This window comes from Candidatus Schneideria nysicola (assembly GCF_019923565.1).
Lineage (GTDB): Bacteria > Pseudomonadota > Gammaproteobacteria > Enterobacterales > Enterobacteriaceae > Schneideria > Schneideria nysicola.
Genome location: NZ_CP074435.1, coordinates 43,736 through 67,596 on the forward strand (window position 1 = coordinate 43,736; position 23,861 = coordinate 67,596).

Genomic DNA, 23,861 nt, shown 5'->3' on the forward strand with positions numbered 1-23,861 from the left:
GAGAAAAATTTTTTCTAAAAATAGAATTATAGAAATAATGATTATCCTAAAATTTGAAGAGTAATAAATATTTTAAAGAATAAAAAGAGAATAGTATATTATTTTTTATCCAATAAAAATATACTTAAGAGCCGCAATGATAACAGCAATACCTGTTACTAATATTAATTTTTTTGCCCAATCCATATCTACTTTAATCAGTGATATATCTCTTTTTATACTTTCTTTTACTTCTCTTAAATCTTCTTTTGTTGTAATAGTAAGACTTTGTAAGTCAACGATTACTTCAACAATTTTCTCTGCTTGAATTTCTTCAATACCTGAATCTTTTAATGCTTTAACAGCATTATGAGTATTCATAATGAGAGAAGACATAAAATTACCTCAATATATTTTAAATTATAAAATAAGAAATAAGTTGGCGTCCTTTAAAAAAAGGACGCCTAACTATATAAACTACATAAAAACTATTATTTACTATGTTCTATAACATTTGATGATTCTTTATTAACACCAATAACCACTTTTTTAGGTTTCTCTCCTTCAGGAATTTCATAACAAAATTTTAATGATAATAATCCTTTATCAAGATCAGCATATTTTATATTTATACGATGATCTAAATTAAAATTTAAAGAAAAAGGTACTTTACTAAATCCTTTATTCAACCATTTTTCAACTTTTTTTTCTTCTTTAGAAGTAGAAGACAACATTTCTTCATTTTGATTATTAAGAGTAGGTTTTCCAACTATAGAAAGTTGATTCTCTAATACTGATATATCTAGTTCCTCTTTACTATAGCCTGGAACACTAACTGTTAATTCATAATTGTCTCTGTCTTTCTGTAATAAATTATAAGAAGGAATATCTGATAAAGGTTTTTCTCCTGTAAGTCTACTAAATAAATTATCCATTTGTGAAAATCTTTCCGATAATAAATTATTTGTAAAAGAAGGAATAAGGGAAAATGAACGGTAAGTCATAAAACCTCCCTAAAAAAATTAATAGTAAACTTATTTTACGAGATAAATATGGGGATAAATAATATTTTTTCAATAGATATATATTTATTTGTTTAAATATAAAATTATTTATTTTATATTAGTAAGATATATATAAATAAATTTATTTTTTTATAAATTTATTCGTTTAAAATAGGATTCATTATGAATACTTTTCATAAAAATAATCAATATTTAACTTCGAAATCAGAAGAAAAAGAATGGGATCTACAAAATTCAATAGAATTACTTAATCATATTAAGAATGAAATTATCTATACAAATGACTCTGTAAATCCAATTTTAGAATTATCTTCAATATACCGATATATTGGAGCTTATGGTACTATTATGCGACCTACAAAATCAGGTCCTGCTATATTATTTAATAATATTAAAGATTATCCTCATATAAAAATTTTAATTGGTTTATTATGTTCACGTCAACGTATTGCTCATTTATTTCATACAAAAAAAGAACAATTAGCTTTTTTATTAAAAGAAGCATTAGATAATCCTATTCCTCCTCAAATCTCTACAGAGAAAGGTTTGTGTCAAGAAATAATTTATAAATCTACTGATAAAAATTTTGATATTTTGAAAATTTTACCTATTCCAATCATTACTGAAGAAGATGCTGGTCATTATATTACTTTAGGTATGTGTTATACTTCTAATATAGAAAAAAATCAGTATGATATTTCTATTCACCGTTTATGTGTACAAAGTAAAGACGAATTATCAATTTATTCTGTTCCTGGTCGTCATTTAGATATTTTTTATCAAGAAGCTGAATCATATGGAAAATCATTACCTATTTCAATCAATATAGGTATAGATCCTGCTATTACAATAAGTACTTGTTTTGAACCTCCTACTACTCCACTAGGTTTTGATGAATTATCTATTGCAGGAAGTTTACGTAAAAAACCAATAAAATTAGTTAAATGTCTATTTGTAGATGCTTTAGCTATTTCTCATTCTGAAATAGTTATAGAAGGAGAATTATTACCTAATGTTCGTATAGCAGAAGATAATAATACTAATACTGGAAAATCAATGCCCGAATTTACTGGATATACTGGTTATGCTAAAAAAGCATTACCTATTATTAAAGTAAAAGCAATTACTACAAAACATAATCCTATTTTTCAAACATGTATTGGTTCAAGTGATGAACATACTAATATAGCTGGAATTCCAACTGAAGCTAGTATTTTAAAAATAACACAAAATGCTTTACCTGAATTAGTTATTAATGTTCATTGTCCAACATCTGGAGGTGGAAAATATCTTGCTATTCTACAAATAAGAAAGAGATCTATTAATGATGAAGGGAAACAAAGACAAGCAGCATTATTAGCATTTTCTATTTTTTCTGAAATTAAACATGTAATTTTAGTAGATGAAGATGTCGATATCTTTGATATGAATGATGTAATATGGTCTTTAACAACACGTTATCAAGGAGATAAAAGTACGATATTTATACCTGGAGTACGTTGTCATCCACTTGATCCTTCTTCAGATCCAAATTTTAGCTCATCTATACAACATCCTGGTATTACTTGTAAAACTATTTTTGATAGTACAGTACCTTTTACTTTAAAGAATAAATTTAAACGTAGTCAATTTAAGGAAATTGATATTTCATCTTTTAATTTTTTTTCAAAAAATTAAATATAGAATATATAAAATATTTACATATTATAAATTAATAATATAATCAAAATTCTTTTTATTAAAAAATAAATAAAAATTAATAGGAAATTTATTATGGCTGATGATGTAGATATAGCTAGTCAAAATGAGGAAGCTTTTCGTCAACATGCAATATCTTTACATAAAGAACGTATATTACCACTAAATGGACGTTGTTATTATTGTGATGAACCAACTAAAGGAAATTTTTGTAGTGTAGAATGTCGAGAAGATTGGGAAAGAATTAAATATTTTGAATTGCAAAAAAAGAGTTATTTATAATATTATTTTTTTTCAATAGGAAGAAATAAATTTAAAATTATAGCAGTTATACCACCAGTAGTTATACCTGAAGAAAATAAAGTTTTTACCCATTGTGGTGCAAATTGCAATATTTGTGGTTGTTGAGAGACTCCTAATCCTAATGATAAAGATAAAGCAATAATTATCATCGCACGTCTATTAATATTCTCGCGTGATAGAATTCTTATACCTGAAGCAGCAATAGTTCCAAACATAAATATAGTTACTCCTCCTAATACTGGTTCAGGAATATATTGAATTAATTCACTAAATATTGGGAATATTCCAAGTAATATTAGCATAAAAGCAACAGCAAAACCTACATAACGACTAGCTACACCAGTTAGCTGAATTAAACTATTATTTTGACTAAAGCACGAATTTGGAAAAGTATTAAATATTGTTGAAAACATAGAATTTATTCCATTAGCTAAAACTCCTCCTTTTAATCTATTCATATAATCTGATCCATATATAGGTTGTTCTGACACATCAGCTGTAGCTGTAATATCACCAACAGCTTCAAAAGAAGTAATTATAAAAACTAATATTAATGGTAGAAGTAAACTTAAATCAAAATTTAATCCATAATATAGTGGAGTAGGAAGTACAATAGTTAATTTTAATTCAGATAAAGGTGTCACATTATTTGGTAACATATCATTTGTCCAAGCAAAAAAACAACCAATTAATGTAGAAATGAGTAGTGAAGCAACTCTAAAACAAGTATTATTCTGACGATGAAAAAGTAAAATAAAAAAAAGTACAGAAGCAGCTAATATTATATTCTTAGGTTCTCCAAAACTATGATTAGTTATTGCTGATACTCCACCACCAATGGATATTAAACTAACTTGTATTAAAGAAATTCCTATGATCACTACTATAATACCTGAAATAAGTGGAGTAATAATATCTTTTAATAAATGTAATATCCTAGAAATAAAAATTTCGGTGAAAGAAGCTATCATTAATGTCCCAAATAATGTAGCCATCATAGTTGTAATATCTGCACCATTATCTTTTAATGTTGTTCCAGCAATAATTAAAGGATTAACAAAATTAAAACTTGTTCCTTGAATAGATAATAAACCGGATCCTATTGGACCCCAAGTTTTTATTTGTAAAATAGATGCTAATCCTGAAGAAAATAGAGACATACTTACGATATGTTTGGTATCTTCTATTGGTAAATTTAAAGACTGACAAATTATTAAAGCGGGAGTAATTACTGCTAAACATATTGCTAGTAGATGTTGAAAAGCAAGAAATATTATCTCTGCAATAGGAGGACAATCATCAATATGATAAATTAGTTCACTTTTACGAAAATTATTTATATTTCTATTATTTTTTATAATAGAAAATATAGTCATGAATTTTCTCCTAAAAATTGTTAGAAATTATTATAAAAAATTAATTCTACAATAGATTTACTATGACTAGTAGATTTTAGCTTATTATTATAATATTTTGAAAATATTTATGTTATATTTCTTTATTAAAGAGACATAGTTTCTAATATTTTGAATATTATATTAAAAATTAATATTAAGATAGAAAAATTCTAATCATTTTCTTTACTTTTGGAGAAAAGTAAAATGAATCATTTAAGAAAAGAAGCTTTATTAGTACATAAAGCATTAGTTTCTCATCATTTAGAATTACCTTTAAAAAAAGAAAAAATAAATATTTCTATAAAGAAAAATCTTATTGCTAAATATATAAAGAAAATTTTAGATTTACTAAATATTAATGAAGATAATAATCTTTTAGATACTCCTAATAGAATTGCACATATGTACACTGAAGAAATTTTTTCTGGATTAAATTATGCTAATTTTCCAGAAATAAATCTTCTTAACAAAGAAAATGAAAAAAATAAAACAAATAGAATTAATGAAATAATAACAGTAAATAATCTATTATTTACTAGTATTTGTGAACATCATTTCTTAATTTTTGATGGAAAAGTAACTATTTCTTATATTCCTCAAAAAAATAGAATTGGATTTTCAAAAATAAGTCGTATTGTAAAATTTTTTTCTCAAAGACCACAAATTCAAGAAAGATTAACTAAACAAATTTTACTAGCATTACAAACTTTATTAGAAACTAATAATGTAGCTATTTCTATAGATGCAATGCATTATTGTGTGAAAGCAAGAGGAATTAGAGATATGACTAGTATCTTTACTACTACTTCATTAGGAGGAATATTTGAATCTAATAAAAAATTTCGTCAGGAATTTCTATTGGCTAAAGAGCATTCTTATAAATAATCCCTTCTTTATATTTTCAAAATTATAAAATAATATTTCTTTTCTATCTTCTCTTTTTAATAAAAATGAATATCAATATATTAAAATTTTGGAGAGGATCATTTATCCAAAATCTATTATAAATGCATTAGATAAATCAATAGAATGGTATTGGCCTACAATTTCAAAAGTGATTATAGATTTGAAAAAAGAAAATTCAGGAATTGATATATTAAGAATTAAAGGTCAACCAATATTTTCTATTGCTAAAGGAAAAGTTGTTTATACAGGTAATGCTTTATGTGGATATGGAAAATTAATTATTATTAAACATGAGAATAATTATTTTAGTACATATGCTCATAATGATACTCTTTTTTCTAAAGAGGAAGTTCAATATGGAAAAAATAGCTACAATGGGTAGTACTGGGACATCTTCAGTAAAATTAAATTTAGAAATTCATTATAAAGGATATGCTATCAATCCAATATGTCTTTTTTAAATATTATTTACTCCACAACGTTCTAAAATTTTAAAACAACAAGTATATTTATTACGGTTGTTAAAATAATTAATTTTATTAAAAATAATTTTCCAATTACTAATTTTTTCATAATTAGGAAATTTTATATTCCCTTCTATATCAGTATAAACATATGTTAAATATAAACGATTAGCTATACCTAAAAATTCTCTATATATTTCTCCTCCTCCAATAATCATAATTTCAGGTATATTATTAACTTTATCTAATGCTTGGTTTATATCTGTTACCCACTCTATATTTTTTCTACAGTCATCAAACAGAAAATTATTTTTTTTATTAATATAACGACTAATAACTATATTATATCTATTAGGTAAAGGTATTCTGCCTATAGAATCAAAAGTTTTTCTACCCATAATAATAGGTTTATTAATAGTATGTTTTTTAAACCATCCTCTATCTACGGGTAAATACCATGGTATAGTATTATTAATACCAATAGTATGATTAGGTGTTAATGAAGCGATTAAACTAATATTCATTATTTATAATTTCCTATTTATAATAAATTAATTTTAAAAAATATGGAATCTATTTTAATAGATTAAATTTAATTTGATTTAATCTATTAAAATAGTAATCATAAATTAAGGAGATTTTTAAATAAATATGAAACAAACTACCTCAGCTATTTTTTTTGATCGTGATGGAACTATTAATATAGATAAAGGTTATATATATAAAGTAAAAGATTTTCATTTTTTTAATGGTGTCATTGAAGCTATGCAAATTTTAAATAAAATGGATTTCCTTCTTATTATGATAACTAATCAATCAGGTATTGCACGCGGTATTTTTAATGAAATACAATTTATAAAATTAACCAAATGGATTATTAATTTTTTATCGAAATTTAAGATTAATATAGATGCTTTTTTTTATTGTCCACATCATCCTAATGCAATCATTCCCTCTTTTAGAAAAGATTGTATATGTAGAAAACCTAATCCAGGAATGTTACTTAATGCAAAAAAATATTTCAATATTAATATGTCTTCTTCCTATATGATAGGTGATAAAAAAGAAGATATGTTAGCAGCTAAATTAGCTGGAATTGGTCATCCAATATTTTTATCTAATGAAAAAAAACAAGGAGAGATGATACATCAATATAGAATAATTAATAGTTTTTCCAAACTACCAAAATTAATTAAAAATATTCAAAATAACAATATTTAAGTAAAATATTTTATATATAAAGAAATTTAAAAAATAATCTTATTTCCTTATTATTAAAAAAAAAGAATTAATATATTATACTTGACGTTATATACTTTTTTTGAGAAATTTTAGTATTGTCTATAGATAAAATGGAGGGAGTAATGAGTATTCGAGTCGGAATTAATGGTTTTGGTAGAATTGGTCGTGTTATTTTTCGTGCTATAGAAGAACGTAAAGACATTGAAGTAATAGCTATTAATGATCTATTAGATACTAATTATATTGCATATATGTTAAAATATGATTCCACACACGGTCCTTTTAAAGGATCAATAGAAGTCATAGATAATAATTTAATTGTAAATAATAAAAAAATTTTTTGTTCTTCTAAAAAAAATCCAATTGATATAAATTGGGGAGATATGGGTATTGATATTGTAATAGAATCAACTGGACTATTTTTAACGGATGATACTGCAAGATCACACATAAAATCTGGTGCTAAAAAAGTAATTTTAAGTGCACCACCAAAAGATAATACACCAATGTTTATTATGGGTGTTAATCATAATGATTATGTAGGACAAGATATTATCTCTAATGCATCCTGTACTACAAATTGTTTAGCCCCCTTAGTTAAGGTTATAAATGATAAATATAGTATTATACAAGCACTGATGACTACTGTTCATGCTGTTACTGCTACTCAAAAGACAGTTGATGGTGCATCATATAAAGATTGGAGAGGAGGTCGTGCGGCCTATCATAACATTATTCCATCATCGACCGGTGCGGCTAAAGCAGTAGGAAAAGTTATTCCTAATTTAGAAGGAAAGATTACTGGTATGTCATTTAGAGTACCAACATTAAATGTTTCTGTTGTTGATTTAACAGTACATATAAAAAGAGATACTTCTTACCAAGAAATTTGTTCTCTTATAAAAGAGGCTTCTGAAAATGAGTTTAAAAATATTATTGGTTATACAGAAGAAAATGTAGTATCTACAGATTTCAACGGAGAAAAATGCACTTCTATTTTTGATGCAAAAGCGGGTATTGCTCTTAACAAAAATTTTATGAAATTAGTAGCTTGGTATGATAATGAAACGGGTTATTCCAATAAATTAATAGATATGATTTTTCATATTAGTTAGTAAATAATCAATTAATTGTAGCATTCCCCCTTTATAGGGGGAAAATTTTACTAATATTTAATATTAAAAAATATATTAAGCTTGCTAAAATGATTGCAACCGGTAAAGTTAATAACCATGCCATAATAATATTTTTTATAACTTTTTGTCCTACACTTCTCTTTTCTGCTAACATCGCTCCTAATACTGCAGAAGATACTACATGCGTTGTTGAAACAGGCATCCCAGTATAACTAGCAGCACCTATAGAGAGAGTAGCGGTAATTTGTACTGATAAACCCTGTATATATGTGATTCCTCCTGAACCAATCTTCTCTCCAAGAGTAATAGCAATTCTTTTCCAACCGACTATAGTCCCTAGAGAAAGCGCAATAGCCACAATTATAATAATCCAAAGAGGCGCATATTCTATTGTTTCTACGAGATCAATATATAAATTTCTTAAAAACTGTTTCTCTTGAGAAGAAATTTCCTGTAATTTTGCTACTTGATCGGTTATATCTGATATATATATTAATAATTTTCTAAGATGTAATCTTTTTTCTATATTTAATTGATCGTAACTTTGAATATTATCAATCATTAATAGAGCTACATTAATAGCTTTTAGAAAAGGGGCAATATTATTATTCCTATCTTCTAATGAAGAAGATAGAGGTGGATTCTTTTCTTCTATTCCCCTTAGAAATAAGGAGTGCGTATCGATTGCAATTTTATTAAATACTTGATTATTATGAGAATAATACTTTTGAAGCGAATCAATAGCATCCCTTGTACGTCTAATTTCACAACTATTGGCGTTGATATTGATTAAAAAACTAGATGGAGCAATACTTATTAAGGCTAACATAATTAAACCAATACCTTTTTGTCCATCATTAGCTCCATGGGAAAAACTTACTCCTGCTGAAGATAAAATTAAAGCACAACGTGTCCAAAATGGAGGAGGACATTTATTATTAGAAATAGATAATCTATCATTAGTATTTTTTTTCATTTTTTTATAAAAAAAATGATAGCAAATGATAATTATACTAGATAAACATAACCCTATTATTGGAGAAATAGTTAAAGATAATAATATATCCATCAAATTCGGAATATTTAATGCTTTGAGTAAAGAAGTATGTGCAATCATTGCATGCATTAATCCAACTCCAACTATTGCACCAATTAAAGTATGAGAACTGGATATTGGTAATCCAAAATACCATGTGAGAATATTCCATAAAATTGCAGCCGACAATATCGAGAAAATAATAGCTAGTCCATGAATGGAATCAACATTTAATAATAACTCAATATTGATTAGATGAACTATAGCATAGGCTACACTTAATCCTCCCATTAATACACCAAGAAAATTAAATATACCTGACATAATTACTGCTAATCTAGCATGCATAGCTTGAGTATAGATAACAATTGCTACTGCATTTGCAGTATCATGAAATCCATTTATAGTTTCATATACTAGTATAAAAACTAATGCAGATACCAACATCATATTGGTATGATCTGTAAAAAAATATAACATATATTTTTCGCTATTTAAAAATAGCGATCTTATGGTTAGAAGAAACAAATTCTATCATTTTTTATCATTAATGAATATTAATCTTATTAATTATTCTATAGATTTCAATAAAAGTGTTATTAGCTTATTTATTGTTATATGGAAATGAGAAAGGAAGAGAAAAATTTTGCCAAATCTGGTAATTTTTTTTCAGTACATTTACTTTATGTAAATAACGACGTGATTCTTCGGAAGGATGTTTTGTACATAGTATTTTATAAACTTCTTCCGGTTGCATTTGATTAATAATTTTAATGGCTTTACTCTGATTACTTGAAAAAACTTTTAGTACACTCCCTACTCCACTATGATAAGCAGTAATTACTGCATAAGAACGAGAAATCGGATTGCTAATTCCATTTAAATAATGATTTTGTAAAATAGATAAATAAGCTGTGCCTATATCAATATTATTCGCTGGATTAAATAAATACTTTCGACTTGGTTGCCCCCACTTTCCTTTCATTTTAAATACATCACGACCAGCACTATGTTGTACAATTTGCATCAAACCTAAAGCATCCGCATGACTTACTGCATGTGGATTAAAACTAGATTCAATTTGAATTATTGCTAATATCAAAGATTGATCAACTCCATATCTTTTAGAAGCTTGTTTTACTATTCCTAAATATTTATTTGCTCTTTTATCAACGTGATTTGAGACTACATGAATAATAATAGATTGGATAATTTTTTGTCCAGAAAGTCTAGTTTGTAAATGATTTTTTAATAAATAATCCGTGAAGCAAACTACTCTTTTTTTCCATCTATTTATTTTTCCATCTTCTAAAAGTTCTCTATAAAGAATCGGTTCACCTTTTAAATATTGTTGATCAATTTTAGAACAAAAAAATTTAAAATTTATATTTTTGTGTAAAATTAATAATGTACTAATTATTAATTTTCTCAATTGTGTAATTGAACCTTCATCGACAATACGTTCAAAAGTAATAATACCAAAATCAAAACTGATATGGCTACGTATTTTACAACTCTGAGTATAGTTAATATAATCTTTTGATCTAGGTATTAAAATTTCATTAATTCCCCAAATATTTTCAATATTATTAGAAAATTGATTTAATAAAATATTAAAACTATTAATATCCTTAGAATAAGATTCATCTATAGTAAATGTATTAGAGGAACAGGAAATACAAAAAGAAACAATAATTAATAACATAAAAAACTTTTTCATACTATAAATGAGAATTTATTCATTTTTTTATAAAAAATTTTTTTAATCATCTCTCTTTTTCAAGAGAAATCTTTTCATCTCTTCTTCTAATAAATTACGATCTGTTATATTTAGCATATTTAATTTTTTTTCATTAATTATTATTGTTTGTCTAATAGTCCACTTTTTCCAAGCTTCCTTAGAAATATTTTCATAAATATATTTACCTAACTTTCCTGGATAGACTTGAAAATCTTGTTTTTCAGATTGGCATTGCATGAAAAGACAATAAATTTTTTCTTTCTTTTTATTAATCATAATTAAAAAAATAATATATTCTTGATAATTAATTTATTTGTTCTACTTTTTTTAATAAATATCTTACTGGAGTAGAAAGACCTATAAATGGCTTTACTTTCCAATGAAACCAAAAACCTATTCTTTCATTTAGATTTAATCTAATATTACTAATATTTAAAAAAATAGGATGTATATCAATATGAAAATGGCTAAAAGAATGATTTATAGTAGATAATTTTCTATATTGTGATATTTGTACTCCTTTATTTAAAATAAATATTTCTAATTTTTCCAAATCTGGAAATTGTGGAAAACAAAAAAGACCACCCCAAATTCCTTTTAATGATCTTTTTTCAAGCCAAACAGTATTTTTAGATTGTAAAATTAAGAACCAAGTACTTTTTCTTGGTAATTTTTCTTTAATTTTTTTAATAGGATATTTCATCCAACATTTTTTAAGATAGCTTTGACATTTAATATGTAATGGACATATTATACATTTAGGATTAGAATGAGTACAAATTTGAGCACCGATATCCATCATTGCTTGATTAAATTGTGTAGAATGTTCTACAGGCATTAATTCATCAAGTAATTTCCATAAATAATTTTCTACTATTTTATTATTTGGATAACCTTCTATCATATAATATCGTATTAATACTCTTTTTACATTAGTATCGAGAATAGAATATCTTTTATTAAATGCAAAAGAGAGTATCGCTCCAGCAGTAGATCTACCAATCCCTGGCAAAGATAGAAGAGAATATAAATCGGATGGTAGTTCTCCATTATATTTTTCATGAACAATTTTTGCAGTTTTATGCAAATTATATGCTCTATTATAATATCCTAATCCAGTCCATTCATACATTACTAAATCTAAAGAAGATAAAGCTAATTCTTTAAAATTTGGAAATATAATAATAAAACGTTGAAAATATGGAATAACTGTTTTTACTTGTGTTTGTTGTAACATTATTTCTGATAACCAGACTTTATAAGGAGTTTTATCTCTTTGCCAAGGTAAAGAATGTCTTCCATATTTACTATACCAATTAAGTAATTGAGATACAAAAAAATATTGATCCTTCATAGATATATTAAGAAATCCTTTTTTTTTAAAGTTGGTATATGAGAAAATCATATGTAAAAAATTATTGTAAATTTTTACATAAATTATTATAATATTTTTTTATTAATCTCAATACAATAGATTAATTATAATCTATGAATACAAGAAATATTCATAATAAAATATTAGATCTTAGAGGATTACGTTGTCCTGAACCAATAATGATAATACGTCAATCTATAGAATATATGCAATTAGGACAGATATTACATATTATTTCAGATGATATATCTACTATTAAAGATATACCTTTTTTTTGTCATTTTATGAATCATACCTTATTAAAGAGAACAAAGGTATCTCCTTATCATTTTTTCTTACGTAAAGGAATAAAAGAATTTAACACTCAAAAATAACCATTGCATAGGTATAATGTCGTTCATTAGTTAATGTAACATGAATATTTTTTATACCTAATTGTATAGAAAGTTCAGCAGCACGTTCATGTAATTTCATAATAGGTTTTCCAAAAGAATCCTTCAATAATTCAAATTGTAAAAAAGCTAAACCATTACGAATTCCAGTACCAAATGCTTTCGAAGCAGCTTCTTTCACTGAAAAATGAGTAGCTAAAAAACGAACTGGGTTTTTACTTTTTTTATAGTGATCCCATTCACCGTTAATTAATATTCGACGTGCAAATTTCTCTCCTTTTTTGGAATAAAGAACGTCAATACGACTTATTTCAACTATATCTGATCCTACTCCAAAAATTGCCACTTTATAATATTCTACTCCGTTGTATTAAAGATTTCATATCTCTTACTGCTTTATCTAGACCTACAATCACTGCACGACTAATAATAGCATGCCCAATATTTATTTCTCTAATTAAATCTATTGCGGCAATAGGTTGAATATTATGATAATCTAAACCATGTCCAACATTTATTTGTAATCCTAGTATAGAACCATACTCTGCACATACTTTTATCCTATTAAGAAATTTTTCTCTCTCATTTTTATTATAAAAATTATTAGCATAGAGACCAGTATGAATTTCAATCATATTTACACCAAGATCTGCGGCAACAGCAATTTGTTTTTCTTCAGCATCAATAAAAATAGAAACTTCAATATTAGATTGAATAAGTTTATTAATCATTGAACGTATTTTTGTATGACAATTTAATATATCTAATCCACCTTCCGTTGTAAGCTCTTCTCGTGCTTCTGGAACTAAACAACAATAATTAGGACTTAAACGACAAGCAATATTAATCATATCCTCCGTAGCTGCCATTTCCAATGTCATAGAAGTATTAATAGTTTGACGCAATATTTGTACATCTCTTTCCGTAATATGCCGTCGATCTTCTCTTAGATGAACAATAATACTATCTGCACCTGCTTGTTCAGCAATATATGCTGCTTGTACTGGATCAGGCCAATTTATACCACGAGCATTACGTATAGTAGCAATATGATCAATATTAACACCTAGTAATGGAAACATAATATATTTTACCTTCTTACTTAAAAAAATAAGAGAATAATTCTTTACTCTTTATAGGATTTTTACCAATATAAGGCTTAAGAGCAATTCTTGTAAAACGTTTAGCTGCACGTAAAATATCTGGTTTATTAAATTCTCTTAAAGCCATTGATTGAATTTCAGAACCAGTAAAACTATATTTATCGTATACTAAACTAGTAACAAAACCTTTTTCATTACAATATCGATATATCATAGTTTTCTTTATTCGTTCTCCACTATTAGCGCAATGTAAAAAATCTATCCCATATCCTATTTCTTTTAATAAAATAAATTCAAAATGACGTAATATTGGTTCAGGGGAATCCATAGAACTTGCAAGTAAACTTAAACATTGTGTATATTTATTAAATAAATTTACATAAGGAATATCATAAAATAATACTCTATTTAATAGTTCATTAATATATAAACCACTATATAACATTACTCCATTTAAAGGAAGCCTAATCGACACAGATTCAGCTTGAGATAATATTTTAATATTATTATATCTATTGCTACTATCTTTCCAATAAATGATTAATGGAGTAAAAGGTTGTAATATTCCTCTTAATATTGAACATTTATTGGTACGTACTCCTTTAGCAAGAAGACGTACTCGTCCTTTTAAATTTGTAAAACAATCTAAAAAAATACTACTTTCTCTATAAGGAAAAGTATGTAATAAAAAAGAATGCTGAAAAATCTCTTTCATTAATTAAAATATCTTATTTAGTAGATAAAGTTATATTTATATATAATTTACTTTATATTAATCCATAATTTCAAACATACCGATTGACCCAAAAAATTTTTTATTTCCTCTTCTGCTTTTTTTCTAATTATATGAATTTTACTCCCATTTTCACCAATAATAATTTTCTTTTGACTAATACGTTCTACTGAAATTAACCCTCGAATATGATACCTTCCAAAGGAATCTATATAAAATTCTTCAATCTTAGTATCTATTGAATAAGGTAATTCTTTTCCCAAATAACGTATAAGTTTTTCTCGAATAATCTCAGAAACTATAAATTGATTAGAATGTGTAGTTAAAAAATGTTGAGGAAAAATATGGACTCCTTTTGGTAATTTTTTTTTCACTATATTTAAAAGTGTATCAATATACTTCCCACTTTTAGCACAAATTGGTAAAATTTCATCAAAATGTATTTGATCTTTAATAAATTTTATATGAGGAAGTAAGTTAGATTTATTTCTAATTTTATCTATTTTATTAATAACAACTATAATAGGACAATCAATACTAGACAATTTTTTAATAATCATAGTATCCTCATAATACAAATAGGTTCCTTCTATCATAAATATTATAAGACTCAATTTTTTTAAAGAGGGTATAAAAGGATAATTAATTAAATTATCTATGATTTTTTTATCTTTTTTATATATTCCTGGAGTATCTATATAAATAGATTGATAGGCCCCTTCCGTATGAATTCCAACAGTACATTGAAGTGTAGTATTAGCTTTACTAGATGTTATAGATATTTTTCTTTTGATTAAATGATTTATTAAGGTAGATTTGCCTACATTAGGTCTTGCTATAATTGGTATTATACCACAATATGTAGAAATCATTTGATTCATTTTATTTCCAATATCTTCAGTACCGATTCGGCAGCAGCTTGTTCTGCTTTTCTTTTACTAGTTCCATATCCAACTACAGGTTTTAAATTCTCTACTTGACAATGAATAACAAATTCTAGAGAAGGAGAATCACCTTTTATTTGAGCAATACAATAAGTTGGTAATGGTAAATGATTTTTTTGTAGAAGTTCTTGAAGACGTGTTTTAGCATCTTTTTGTTTCTCTCCAGGTTCAATATGATCTAAATGATTAGAGTACCAACAAGTAATTAATTTTTCTATATTTTTTATATTACTATCTAAAAATATTCCTCCAATTAAAGCTTCCATAGCATTAGCTAAAATAGAATCACGATAAAATCCGCCATTTTTTTCTTCACCTGGTCCAAGAAACAAACATTGACCTAAATCAAACTTCTTAGCTATTTCTGACAAAGTATTGCTTCGTACTAATGAAGCACGCATTCTACTCATATTTCCTTCATTGACAGAAGGAAAACGTTTATATAATATATTAGTAATAACATAATTTAGGATGGAATCACCTAAAAATTCTAAACGCTCATTATGATTTCTACCAAAACTACGATGTGTTAAAGCTTGTAATAAAATTTTAAAATTTTTAAATTTATAACCTAAATTTTTTTGAAGATTATTTATTAAGAAATATTTCATTATATTAAGTAGTAATATCTATAATATTCATATAAATAGATAAAAATTTTTAACATTATTACTAATATATGATATTTATTCTATTTAAACGTAATCCTGTTGGCCATTTTCCTTCTTTTTTTTCCAAACTCATCCAAATTAAAAATGCCTTACCTACTAAATTTTTTTCTGGGACAAAACCCCAATGTCTACTATCAGCACTATTATTAAAATTATCACCTATCATAAAATATTTTCCTTTGGGAACGATCCATTCTATTAAATAGGGTTCGTTATAATATTTATAACAAGCAAAATTACTAAAACTGTTTCTATTATAGAATGTTCTATCAATAAATAAAAGAGAGAGGATATTTTTATTAGAGTCTGAAGAAAATTCTCTTTTATAAAGAGAATAATCAGAATTAGATTCTTGTAATCTATTTTTCATTGTTTGATGATAGTAAGAAGAGGGAATAATCATCTTATCAGAAGCATTCCTTGGTTGTACTGTAATATTATTCGTTATATAATTATAAAAAATATGATCTCCAGGTAATCCAATTACTCTTTTAATATAGTCAATATGTGGTTCTAAAGGATATTTAAATACTACTACATCACCACGTTTAGGAAGACCAGTTTTAATCAATGTTGTATGAGTAATAGGATCTTTAATTCCATAAGCAAATTTATTGACAAGAATAAAATCTCCTACTAAAAGAGTAGGCATCATTGATGCAGAAGGAATCTGAAATGGTTCAAATATAAATGATCTTAAGATAAAAACAGATAATAATACTGGAAAGATTGATGATGTAGTAATGATTTTCTGAACAATTTTTTTAATTAGTATTTTTTTCCAACTATCTGTTTGATAAACAGTATATTTAATATGATTTTTTGAAAAAGGTAAATAATCTAATATCCAAATAAATCCAGTAAAAACCGTTAAAATTGTTAAATATAATGTGAATGTATTGGCCATACAAACCATATTATTTCTTCTCCTTTATAAATCATCAATCCTCTTTTCATTTTTTTTACCCATATTTAAAATAGATAGAAAAGCTTCCCTTGGTAATCTAATATTACCTAATTGTTTCAGACGTTTCTTTCCTTTTTTTTGTTTTTCTAATAATTTTTTTTTCCTACTTACATCTCCACCATAACATTTTTCTATAACATTTTTTCTAAATTGTTTAATAGTTGAACTAGCTATTATACGTTTACCAATAGCTGCTTGAATAGTAATATCAAATTGATGACGTGGTAATAAAGATTGAAGCATTTTGACAAATTCCTTACCCCGATATGACACATATTCTTTATGTACAATACAAGATAATGCATCAACACGTTCTTTATTAATTAGAATATCCATACATACTATATTCGACGCTTTAAAACATTTAAAACTATACTCCATAGATGCATATCCATGCGTTATTGATTTTAATCTATCAAAAAAATTTAGTATAATTTCTGACATTGGAAGTTCATATCTTAATTCTATTTGGTTAGGATGAAATATCATACTAATTTGTATTCCACGTTTTTCAATACATAAAGCTATAACCATCCCAATATATTTACGAGGAACAAGAATATTACAATCAGCAATGGGTTCTCGAAGTTCTTTAATATTTTGTGGAGGAGGAAGTTTAGAAGGATTCTCGACATATAAAATAGTATTTTGAGTAGTTAATACTTCATAAATAACATTTGGAGCAGTAATAATAATATTAATATTATATTCACGTTCCAGTCTTTCCTGAATCACTTCCATATGTAATAATCCAAGAAAACCACATCTAAATCCAAATCCAAGTGATGTAGAACATTCTGGTTCATAGGATAATGATGCATCATTAAGACTAAGTTTAATTAAAGCATTACGAAACATTTCATATTCACTTGGATTAATTGGAAATAATCCCGCATACATTCTCGGTTTAATTTTTTTAAACCCTTTTAGTGGAACAATGGAAGAGTTATATTTTGTAGTAATAGTATCACCTACTGGTGCTCCAAGTAGGTCCTTAATTGAACAAACTAACCATCCTACTTCACCACAAAATAATGTATCTTTCTCTAAACGTTTTGGAGTAAAGATCCCAATCTTTTCTACACGATACGTTTTTTTAGTACTCATTATTTTTATTTCATCATTTTTCTTTAATATACCGTTCTTAATACGAATTAATGAAATTACACCAAGATAATTATCAAACCAAGAATCAATAATAAGTGCTTGTAAAGATGTATCAGGATCCCCTATTGGGGGAGGAATATTACGAACTACAGACTCTAATACATTTTTTATACCAAATCCTGTTTTAGCAGAACAACAAATTATATCAGTAGCATTAATTCCAATTATACTTTCTATTTCTTGAATAGAACGATTAACATCTGCTGTTAATAAGTCGACTTTATTTAAAATCGGTATAATTTTCAGATTCATTTCCATAGCAGTATAACAATTCGCTAAAGTTTGAGCTTCCACTCCTTGCGAAGCATCTATTACTAATAAAGCTCCTTCACAAGCCGCTAATGAACGAGATACCTCATATGAAAAATCTATATGTCCAGGAGTATCTATAAAATTCAATTGATACAATTCTTTATCTAAAGATTTATAATAGAGAGTTACATTTTGTGCTTTTATTGTAATACCACGTTCACGTTCAATATCCATGGAATCTAGAATTTGTTCTGACATTTCTCTTGTATTGAAATTACCACAAAGTTCAATAAAACGATCAGAAATAGTTGATTTGCCATGATCAATATGAGCAATAATAGAAAAATTACGTATTTTGTCCACTTTTATACTTTTATCATTTTTTATAAAAATAAAATTTTTCTGTAAAATATTACAGAAAAATTCCTTAGATAAATTAAAAAAATTATAGATATGAAGAAAATGAATGTATGATAAATTTTAGAAAATAGGAAAGAAGAATATATAAAAAATGGTGGGGGAAGGATTCGAACCTTCGAAGTCTATGACATCAGATTTACAGTCTGCTCCCTTTGGCCGCTCGGGAACCCCACCTTTTCACATGAAAATAAAAAAATTATTTAATATATATAGTATTCTTTATATTTTGTAAAGCAGGAATTTATTATTTATGATAATTTATTTTAAATATAGAATGAATTTTCATTTAATGTGTTAAATCATCAAAAAATTTCTTTACTCCATCAAAAAAAGTTTTGGATTTAGGACTATTGTTGGCACCACTTGGTCCATTAAAACTCTCTTCCAATTCATAAAAAATTTGTTTTTGTTTTTCACTTAATCTAACTGGAGTTTCGACTACTACTTTACAAAGAAGATCCCCCTGTCCACCTCGAATTGCTCTTACACCTTTTCCACGTAGCCGAAATAATCTACCTGTTTGTGTTTCTGCAGGTATTCTTAACTTTACACGACCATCAAGAGTAGGAACTTCTACTTCTCCACCAAGTGCAGCCATGGAAAAACTAATTGGAACTTCACAATATAAATTATTTCCATCTCTATCAAAAATAGGATGTTTATAAATTTTTATTTGTACATATAAATCACCATTAGCAGCTCCATCAAGTCCAGATTCTCCTTTTCCAGATAATCGAATTCTATCTCCATTATCAACTCCTGCTGGAATCTTAATAGCTAATGTTTTAAAAATTTCTTTTCTCCCTCGTCCTTGACAATATCTACAAATGCTTTTAATAATTTTACCTTGTCCTTGACAAGTAGGACAAGTTTGTTGTACCGCAAAGAAACCTTGACGCATTTGTATTTGACCTTGTCCACGACAAGTGGAACAATGAACAGGAGAAGTTCCTCTTTTTGCTCCACTACCATGACATATATCACAAATTTCAAGAACAGGAATACGAATTTCTTTTGTTATACCTTTGACTGCTTCCTCTAAATTTAATTTGATTTCATAATGTAAATCAGATCCTCGATTGGAACGTTTTCTACGATCTCCTCCAAAAATATCTCCAAATACATCACCAAATATATCACCAAAATCTGTATTAGCATGAGAAGTCGTTCCACTATTACCTTGTTCAAAAGCGGCATGACCATATTGATTATATGCTGAACGTTTTTCCGGATCGGATAAAATTTCATATGCTTCTTTAATTTCTTTAAATTTTTCCTCCGCATGAATATCTCCGGGATTCCGATCCGGATGAAATCTCACTGCTAAACGCTTATAAGCTCTCTTAAGTTCTCTTTCATCTGCATCTTTAGATACCCCTAAAATTTCATAGTAATCTAGTTTTTTTGCCATTTTTATCGCCTAACATGAACACGTTTAAACGGATATTATTCCGTATCAGCAGCGTAATGTAGCTATCACACCTCCTCGATAGATGTTGCTGCTCTATTTCTTATCTTTAACTTCCTCAAATTCTGCATCAACAACATTATCTTTATTAGTCTGTTTATCATCATCCTTTATGTTATCTTGAGAATCTTTTTTTTCTTGTTTTTTTACATCCTCTATTAATTGACTCGATATTTCTGCAAGTAAACGTATTTTATTTTCTATCTCCTCTTTATCTTCATTTTTCAATACATTACTTAAATTCTTCATTGCTTCTTCAACTGCAGATTTTTTCTCTACAGCAATTTTATCCCCTATTTCTTCGATATGTTTACGAGTACTATGTAAAAGATGATCCGCCTGATTTTTTACTCTTATCAATTCTTCAAATTTACGATCCGATTCCGCATTCATTTCTGCTTCTTGGACCATTTTACGAATTTCTTCTTCTTTTAAACCAGAAGAAGCTTTAATAGTAATTTTTTGTTCACGTCCACTTTCTTTATCTTTTGCAGATACATGTAAAATACCATCAGCATCAATATCAAAAGTTACTTCAATTTGAGGAATCCCACGCATTGCAGGAGCAATACCATCAAGATTAAATTGACCAAGAGATTTATTATCACTTGCTCTTTTACGTTCTCCTTGTAAGACATGAATAGTCACCGCTGATTGATTATCTTCGGCAGTAGAAAAAACCTGACTATGTTTAGTAGGAATAGTCGTATTTTTTGTTATTAATGGGGTCATTACACCACCCATTGTCTCTATCCCTAATGAAAGAGGAGTAACATCTAATAATAATACATCTTTTACATCACCAGCAAGTACCCCACCTTGAACCGCGGCTCCAATAGCAACAGCTTCATCTGGATTGACATCTTTACGCGGTTCCTTTCCAAAGAAAGAGGTGACTTTTCTTTGTACTAAAGGCATACGTGTTTGACCTCCAACTAATATTACATCTTTAATATCAGAGACGGATAAACCAGCATCTTTTATTGCTACTGTTACTGGATCTATAGTACGATCTATTAAGTCTTCTACTAAAGATTCTAATTTAGCACGTGTTACTCTTAAATTCATATGTTTGGGTCCAACAGAATCAGCTGTAATATATGGTAAGTTTACATCAGTTTGTTGAGAAGAAGATAATTCTATTTTTGCTTTTTCTGCTGCTTCTTTTAATCGTTGCATTGCTAATGGATCATTTCTAAGATCAATTCCTTGTTCTTTTTTAAATTCATCTACTAAATAATTTATAAGTCTACTATCCAGATCTTCGCCTCCAAGATGTGTATCTCCATTAGTAGCTAATACCTCAAAGGTTTTTTCTCCATCAACTTCATCAATTTCAATAATTGAAATATCAAATGTACCTCCTCCAAGATCATATACAGCAATAACTCTATTCCCAGCTCCTTTATCTAATCCATAAGCTAATGCTGCTGCGGTTGGTTCATTAATAATACGTTTCACCTCTAATCCAGCAATTCGACCAGCATCTTTAGTAGCTTGTCTTTGCGTATCATTAAAATAAGCAGGAACGGTAATTACTGCTTCTGTTACCGATTCTCCTAAATAATCTTCTGCCGTTTTTTTCATTTTTTTTAAAATTTCAGCCGATACTTGAGGAGGTGCTATTTTTTGTCCTTTGATATCTAACCAAGCATCACCATTTTCTGCTGGAATAATTTTATAAGGCATAATACTTACATCACGTTGAACTTCTTTGTCTTTAAATCGACGTCCAATCAAACGTTTAATAGCAAAGAGAGTATTTTTTGGATTAGTAACAGACTGACGCTTAGCTGGTTGACCAACCAATATTTCATTATCTTGTGTATATGCTATAATAGAAGGAGTTGTACGATCCCCTTCACTGTTTTCCAACACGCGAGGGTTTCCTCCTTCAATAAGGGCAACACATGAATTTGTTGTTCCTAAGTCAATACCAATAATTTTTCCCATTTAAATACCTCCTCTGCTAAATAGTTTGGCAAAGCTTTATAATGTAAAACTGTTTTTAAATAAAATGGGGATGACCCCGCTTGCATCAAGGGTAAATAAAAAAATAAAAAATGATAAAAAATTTAATTTTTATTTAACATTTCTTTTTCATATATCTGGCCTTGATCACTATTATATTGATTCTCCCACTTTGCAATTACTAAAACAGCTAGAGCATTTCCTATAACATTTAGTGCAGTTCTTGCCATATCTAAGATACGATCAACACCTGCGATAAAAGCTAAACCTTCTAATGGAATACCTACACTACCTAATGTTGCTAACAAGACTACAAAAGAAACACCAGGAACTCCTGCAATACCTTTTGATGTAATCATAAGAGTTAAAACAAGAATAATTTGTTGACTCATAGTCAGCTCTATACTATAGAGTTGAGCAATAAAAATTGCAGCTATACTTTGATATAGAGTAGATCCATCTAGATTAAATGAATAACCAGTTGGAATAACAAATCCTGTAATAGTAGATGGAGCTCCATAAGATTCCATTTTTTGAATAATACGAGGTAATACACTTTCGGAGCTAGCTGTAGAATAAGCTAAAATTAATTCTTCTTTAAGAATACGAATTAAATTTAAAATTTTAAATTGAAATAATCTTGCTACTGTACCTAATACTATTAATGCAAAAAAAATAATAGCACTATATACCAATAAAACCAGTTTAGCTAAGGGAAATAATGACATAAAGCCAAAAGTAGCAACAGTTACTGAAATAAGTGCAAAAACACCAATAGGTGCATATCGCATTACAATATGTGTAACTCGAAACATTGTTTCAGCAATAGAATTAAATATTTCTAATAATGGCTTTTTATTTTTTTCTGGTAATGATGCTAAACCTAATCCAAATAAAATAGAAAAGAATATAATTGGTAACATATCACCTTTTGCCATAGAATTAATAATATTAGATGGAATAAGGGATAATATTGTAGTAACAATACTATGATTAGTAGATTGTATATCAGAAGTAACTTCTCGATATTTTGAAATATCAACAACTGTTAAAGCTGACATATCAATTCCCTTTCCTGGATGAAATACATTCGCTAATGTTACACCTAGTATAATAGCTAATGTTGTCACAATTTCAAAATATAAAATAGTTTTAAATCCTATACTACCAAGCTTTTTCGCATCACCAAGACTAGCTATACCAACTATAAGAGTAGCCATAACAATGGGAACAACGATCATTTTGATCATATGACTAAATATATCTCCCGCTGGAGAAAGAATACTGTCAATGATCCAATCACGTAGTATATCTTGATTATGTAATGCTGCTCCAAAAGTTATTCCTAGTATTAATGCAAATAAAATTTGCCAAACAAGAGTAAATTTAAAATTCTTCATAGTGATAACACTTTCCATAAATTAGATATTTATTATGAATAAACGCTATTCATTTCCTCTCAAAATAATTC

Annotated in this window: 24 protein-coding genes, 1 tRNA gene and 1 pseudogene; 7 read left to right on the forward strand and 19 right to left on the reverse strand. The window is 27.1% G+C overall.

Translation table 11 applies throughout. The features are described from left to right. Positions 1–105: 105 nt before the first annotated feature. On the reverse strand, positions 106–375 hold the full coding sequence (locus KEC37_RS00230; RefSeq protein ID WP_223138672.1) for a hypothetical protein: 270 nt from the start codon (positions 373–375) through the stop codon (positions 106–108). Positions 376–470: 95 nt separating this feature from the next. Next, positions 471–983: an Hsp20 family protein gene (locus KEC37_RS00235; protein ID WP_223139630.1), complete on the reverse strand. Its 513-nt coding sequence runs from the start codon at positions 981–983 to the stop codon at positions 471–473. A gap of 183 nt (positions 984–1,166) precedes the next feature. Between KEC37_RS00235 and KEC37_RS00240 the strand changes: the two genes are divergently transcribed. Together KEC37_RS00240 and KEC37_RS00245 are read left to right on the forward strand one after the other, a co-directional pair. Next, a complete protein-coding gene (locus KEC37_RS00240; RefSeq protein ID WP_223139631.1) occupies positions 1,167–2,681 on the forward strand; it encodes a UbiD family decarboxylase in 1,515 nt (504 codons plus the stop codon). Positions 2,682–2,777: 96 nt separating this feature from the next. After that, the gene (locus KEC37_RS00245) at positions 2,778–2,984 is read left to right on the forward strand and encodes a hypothetical protein (protein WP_223138675.1); all 207 of its coding nucleotides are present in this window, start codon (positions 2,778–2,780) and stop codon (positions 2,982–2,984) included. A gap of 2 nt (positions 2,985–2,986) precedes the next feature. Here KEC37_RS00245 and KEC37_RS00250 read toward each other — a convergent pair whose 3' ends face one another. Next, positions 2,987–4,381, reverse strand: coding sequence for a uracil-xanthine permease family protein (locus KEC37_RS00250; RefSeq protein ID WP_223139632.1), 1,395 nt, complete (start codon positions 4,379–4,381; stop codon positions 2,987–2,989). Between the two features lie 225 nt (positions 4,382–4,606). On the opposite strand from KEC37_RS00250, the gene folE reads away from it, so the two are divergent. Together folE and KEC37_RS02925 are read left to right on the forward strand one after the other, a co-directional pair. Next, complete coding sequence (gene folE / locus KEC37_RS00255; protein WP_223139633.1) at positions 4,607–5,287, forward strand: GTP cyclohydrolase I FolE; 681 nt, start codon at positions 4,607–4,609, stop codon at positions 5,285–5,287. Between the two features lie 145 nt (positions 5,288–5,432). Further along, a pseudogene (locus KEC37_RS02925) lies at positions 5,433–5,769 on the forward strand (peptidoglycan DD-metalloendopeptidase family protein); the annotation flags it as partial. On the opposite strand, the gene folA reads toward KEC37_RS02925, so the two are convergent. Continuing rightward, positions 5,766–6,296: a type 3 dihydrofolate reductase gene (gene folA, locus KEC37_RS00265; RefSeq protein ID WP_223139634.1), complete on the reverse strand. Its 531-nt coding sequence runs from the start codon at positions 6,294–6,296 to the stop codon at positions 5,766–5,768. The pseudogene KEC37_RS02925 and the gene folA sit on opposite strands and share 4 nt — an antisense overlap. Positions 6,297–6,423: 127 nt before the next feature. Here folA and gmhB point away from each other — a divergent pair, with 127 nt between their 5' ends. Together gmhB and gap are read left to right on the forward strand one after the other, a co-directional pair. Next, entirely contained in the window at positions 6,424–6,993 is a 570-nt protein-coding gene (gene gmhB, locus KEC37_RS00270; RefSeq protein WP_223139635.1) for a D-glycero-beta-D-manno-heptose 1,7-bisphosphate 7-phosphatase, read from the forward strand. Between the two features lie 143 nt (positions 6,994–7,136). Continuing rightward, a complete protein-coding gene (gene gap, locus KEC37_RS00275; protein WP_223139636.1) occupies positions 7,137–8,129 on the forward strand; it encodes a type I glyceraldehyde-3-phosphate dehydrogenase in 993 nt (330 codons plus the stop codon). A gap of 31 nt (positions 8,130–8,160) precedes the next feature. Here gap and KEC37_RS00280 read toward each other — a convergent pair whose 3' ends face one another. The 4 genes from KEC37_RS00280 to mutY form a co-directional block, all read right to left on the reverse strand. Continuing rightward, positions 8,161–9,666 (reverse strand): inorganic phosphate transporter, encoded by a 1,506-nt coding sequence (locus KEC37_RS00280; RefSeq protein WP_223139637.1) that lies wholly within the window; start codon positions 9,664–9,666, stop codon positions 8,161–8,163. 124 nt (positions 9,667–9,790) lie between these two features. Continuing rightward, a complete protein-coding gene (mltC, locus tag KEC37_RS00285) occupies positions 9,791–10,906 on the reverse strand; it encodes a membrane-bound lytic murein transglycosylase MltC (RefSeq protein ID WP_223139638.1) in 1,116 nt (371 codons plus the stop codon). A 42-nt stretch (positions 10,907–10,948) separates the two neighbouring features. Beyond that, positions 10,949–11,203 (reverse strand): oxidative damage protection protein, encoded by a 255-nt coding sequence (locus KEC37_RS00290; protein WP_223139639.1) that lies wholly within the window; start codon positions 11,201–11,203, stop codon positions 10,949–10,951. Between the two features lie 28 nt (positions 11,204–11,231). Beyond that, positions 11,232–12,281: an A/G-specific adenine glycosylase gene (mutY, locus tag KEC37_RS00295; RefSeq protein ID WP_223139640.1), complete on the reverse strand. Its 1,050-nt coding sequence runs from the start codon at positions 12,279–12,281 to the stop codon at positions 11,232–11,234. A gap of 134 nt (positions 12,282–12,415) precedes the next feature. On the opposite strand from mutY, the gene tusA reads away from it, so the two are divergent. Then, positions 12,416–12,676, forward strand: coding sequence for a sulfurtransferase TusA (gene tusA / locus KEC37_RS00300; RefSeq protein ID WP_223139641.1), 261 nt, complete (start codon positions 12,416–12,418; stop codon positions 12,674–12,676). Here the strand turns inward: tusA and acpS are convergent. The 11 genes from acpS to gltP all read right to left on the reverse strand — a co-directional run bounded on the left by acpS (position 12,660) and on the right by gltP (position 23,790). Next, positions 12,660–13,040 (reverse strand): holo-ACP synthase, encoded by a 381-nt coding sequence (gene acpS / locus KEC37_RS00305; RefSeq protein ID WP_223138686.1) that lies wholly within the window; start codon positions 13,038–13,040, stop codon positions 12,660–12,662. The genes tusA and acpS overlap by 17 nt on opposite strands. 1 nt (position 13,041) lies before the next feature. Next, positions 13,042–13,776: a pyridoxine 5'-phosphate synthase gene (gene pdxJ, locus KEC37_RS00310; RefSeq protein WP_420885561.1), complete on the reverse strand. Its 735-nt coding sequence runs from the start codon at positions 13,774–13,776 to the stop codon at positions 13,042–13,044. A gap of 16 nt (positions 13,777–13,792) precedes the next feature. Beyond that, a complete protein-coding gene (recO, locus tag KEC37_RS00315) occupies positions 13,793–14,512 on the reverse strand; it encodes a DNA repair protein RecO (protein WP_223139642.1) in 720 nt (239 codons plus the stop codon). A 47-nt stretch (positions 14,513–14,559) separates the two neighbouring features. Next, entirely contained in the window at positions 14,560–15,411 is an 852-nt protein-coding gene (gene era, locus KEC37_RS00320; RefSeq protein ID WP_223139643.1) for a GTPase Era, read from the reverse strand. After that, positions 15,408–16,085, reverse strand: coding sequence for a ribonuclease III (gene rnc, locus KEC37_RS00325; protein WP_223139644.1), 678 nt, complete (start codon positions 16,083–16,085; stop codon positions 15,408–15,410). Before rnc ends, era begins: the two co-directional genes overlap by 4 nt. Before the next feature lie 61 nt (positions 16,086–16,146). After that, entirely contained in the window at positions 16,147–17,061 is a 915-nt protein-coding gene (gene lepB, locus KEC37_RS00330) for a signal peptidase I (RefSeq protein ID WP_420885562.1), read from the reverse strand. A gap of 15 nt (positions 17,062–17,076) precedes the next feature. Then, a complete protein-coding gene (gene lepA, locus KEC37_RS00335; protein ID WP_223139646.1) occupies positions 17,077–18,894 on the reverse strand; it encodes a translation elongation factor 4 in 1,818 nt (605 codons plus the stop codon). A 149-nt stretch (positions 18,895–19,043) separates the two neighbouring features. Beyond that, positions 19,044–19,125 (reverse strand) — tRNA-Tyr (locus KEC37_RS00340). A 112-nt stretch (positions 19,126–19,237) separates the two neighbouring features. Beyond that, a complete protein-coding gene (gene dnaJ, locus KEC37_RS00345) occupies positions 19,238–20,362 on the reverse strand; it encodes a molecular chaperone DnaJ (RefSeq protein WP_223139647.1) in 1,125 nt (374 codons plus the stop codon). Between the two features lie 93 nt (positions 20,363–20,455). Continuing rightward, complete coding sequence (dnaK, locus tag KEC37_RS00350; RefSeq protein ID WP_223139648.1) at positions 20,456–22,372, reverse strand: molecular chaperone DnaK; 1,917 nt, start codon at positions 22,370–22,372, stop codon at positions 20,456–20,458. Positions 22,373–22,494: 122 nt separating this feature from the next. After that, on the reverse strand, positions 22,495–23,790 hold the full coding sequence (gltP, locus tag KEC37_RS00355) for a glutamate/aspartate:proton symporter GltP (protein WP_223138694.1): 1,296 nt from the start codon (positions 23,788–23,790) through the stop codon (positions 22,495–22,497). Positions 23,791–23,861: the final 71 nt, after the last annotated feature.

Excerpts from the sequence above, each read along its gene's own strand:
- gap (WP_223139636.1), top strand. The coding sequence starts at position 7,137 with ATGAGTATTCGAGTCGGAATTAATGGTTTTGGTAGAATTGGTCGTGTT.
- gmhB (WP_223139635.1), top strand. The coding sequence starts at position 6,424 with ATGAAACAAACTACCTCAGCTATTTTTTTTGATCGTGATGGAACTATT.
- KEC37_RS00290 (WP_223139639.1), bottom strand. The coding sequence starts at position 11,203 with ATGATTAATAAAAAGAAAGAAAAAATTTATTGTCTTTTCATGCAATGC.
- KEC37_RS00230 (WP_223138672.1), bottom strand. The coding sequence starts at position 375 with ATGTCTTCTCTCATTATGAATACTCATAATGCTGTTAAAGCATTAAAA.
- lepB (WP_420885562.1), bottom strand. The coding sequence starts at position 17,061 with ATGGTTTGTATGGCCAATACATTCACATTATATTTAACAATTTTAACG.
- era (WP_223139643.1), bottom strand. The coding sequence starts at position 15,411 with ATGAATCAAATGATTTCTACATATTGTGGTATAATACCAATTATAGCA.
- KEC37_RS00250 (WP_223139632.1), bottom strand. The coding sequence starts at position 4,381 with ATGACTATATTTTCTATTATAAAAAATAATAGAAATATAAATAATTTT.
- KEC37_RS00240 (WP_223139631.1), top strand. The coding sequence starts at position 1,167 with ATGAATACTTTTCATAAAAATAATCAATATTTAACTTCGAAATCAGAA.
- mutY (WP_223139640.1), bottom strand. The coding sequence starts at position 12,281 with ATGAAGGATCAATATTTTTTTGTATCTCAATTACTTAATTGGTATAGT.
- KEC37_RS00245 (WP_223138675.1), top strand. The coding sequence starts at position 2,778 with ATGGCTGATGATGTAGATATAGCTAGTCAAAATGAGGAAGCTTTTCGT.
- folE (WP_223139633.1), top strand. The coding sequence starts at position 4,607 with ATGAATCATTTAAGAAAAGAAGCTTTATTAGTACATAAAGCATTAGTT.
- gltP (WP_223138694.1), bottom strand. The coding sequence starts at position 23,790 with ATGAAGAATTTTAAATTTACTCTTGTTTGGCAAATTTTATTTGCATTA.
- pdxJ (WP_420885561.1), bottom strand. The coding sequence starts at position 13,776 with ATGTTTCCATTACTAGGTGTTAATATTGATCATATTGCTACTATACGT.
- KEC37_RS00280 (WP_223139637.1), bottom strand. The coding sequence starts at position 9,666 with ATGTTATATTTTTTTACAGATCATACCAATATGATGTTGGTATCTGCA.
- dnaJ (WP_223139647.1), bottom strand. The coding sequence starts at position 20,362 with ATGGCAAAAAAACTAGATTACTATGAAATTTTAGGGGTATCTAAAGAT.
- KEC37_RS00235 (WP_223139630.1), bottom strand. The coding sequence starts at position 983 with ATGACTTACCGTTCATTTTCCCTTATTCCTTCTTTTACAAATAATTTA.
- folA (WP_223139634.1), bottom strand. The coding sequence starts at position 6,296 with ATGAATATTAGTTTAATCGCTTCATTAACACCTAATCATACTATTGGT.
- rnc (WP_223139644.1), bottom strand. The coding sequence starts at position 16,085 with ATGAAATATTTCTTAATAAATAATCTTCAAAAAAATTTAGGTTATAAA.
- mltC (WP_223139638.1), bottom strand. The coding sequence starts at position 10,906 with ATGAAAAAGTTTTTTATGTTATTAATTATTGTTTCTTTTTGTATTTCC.
- recO (WP_223139642.1), bottom strand. The coding sequence starts at position 14,512 with ATGAAAGAGATTTTTCAGCATTCTTTTTTATTACATACTTTTCCTTAT.
- tusA (WP_223139641.1), top strand. The coding sequence starts at position 12,416 with ATGAATACAAGAAATATTCATAATAAAATATTAGATCTTAGAGGATTA.
- dnaK (WP_223139648.1), bottom strand. The coding sequence starts at position 22,372 with ATGGGAAAAATTATTGGTATTGACTTAGGAACAACAAATTCATGTGTT.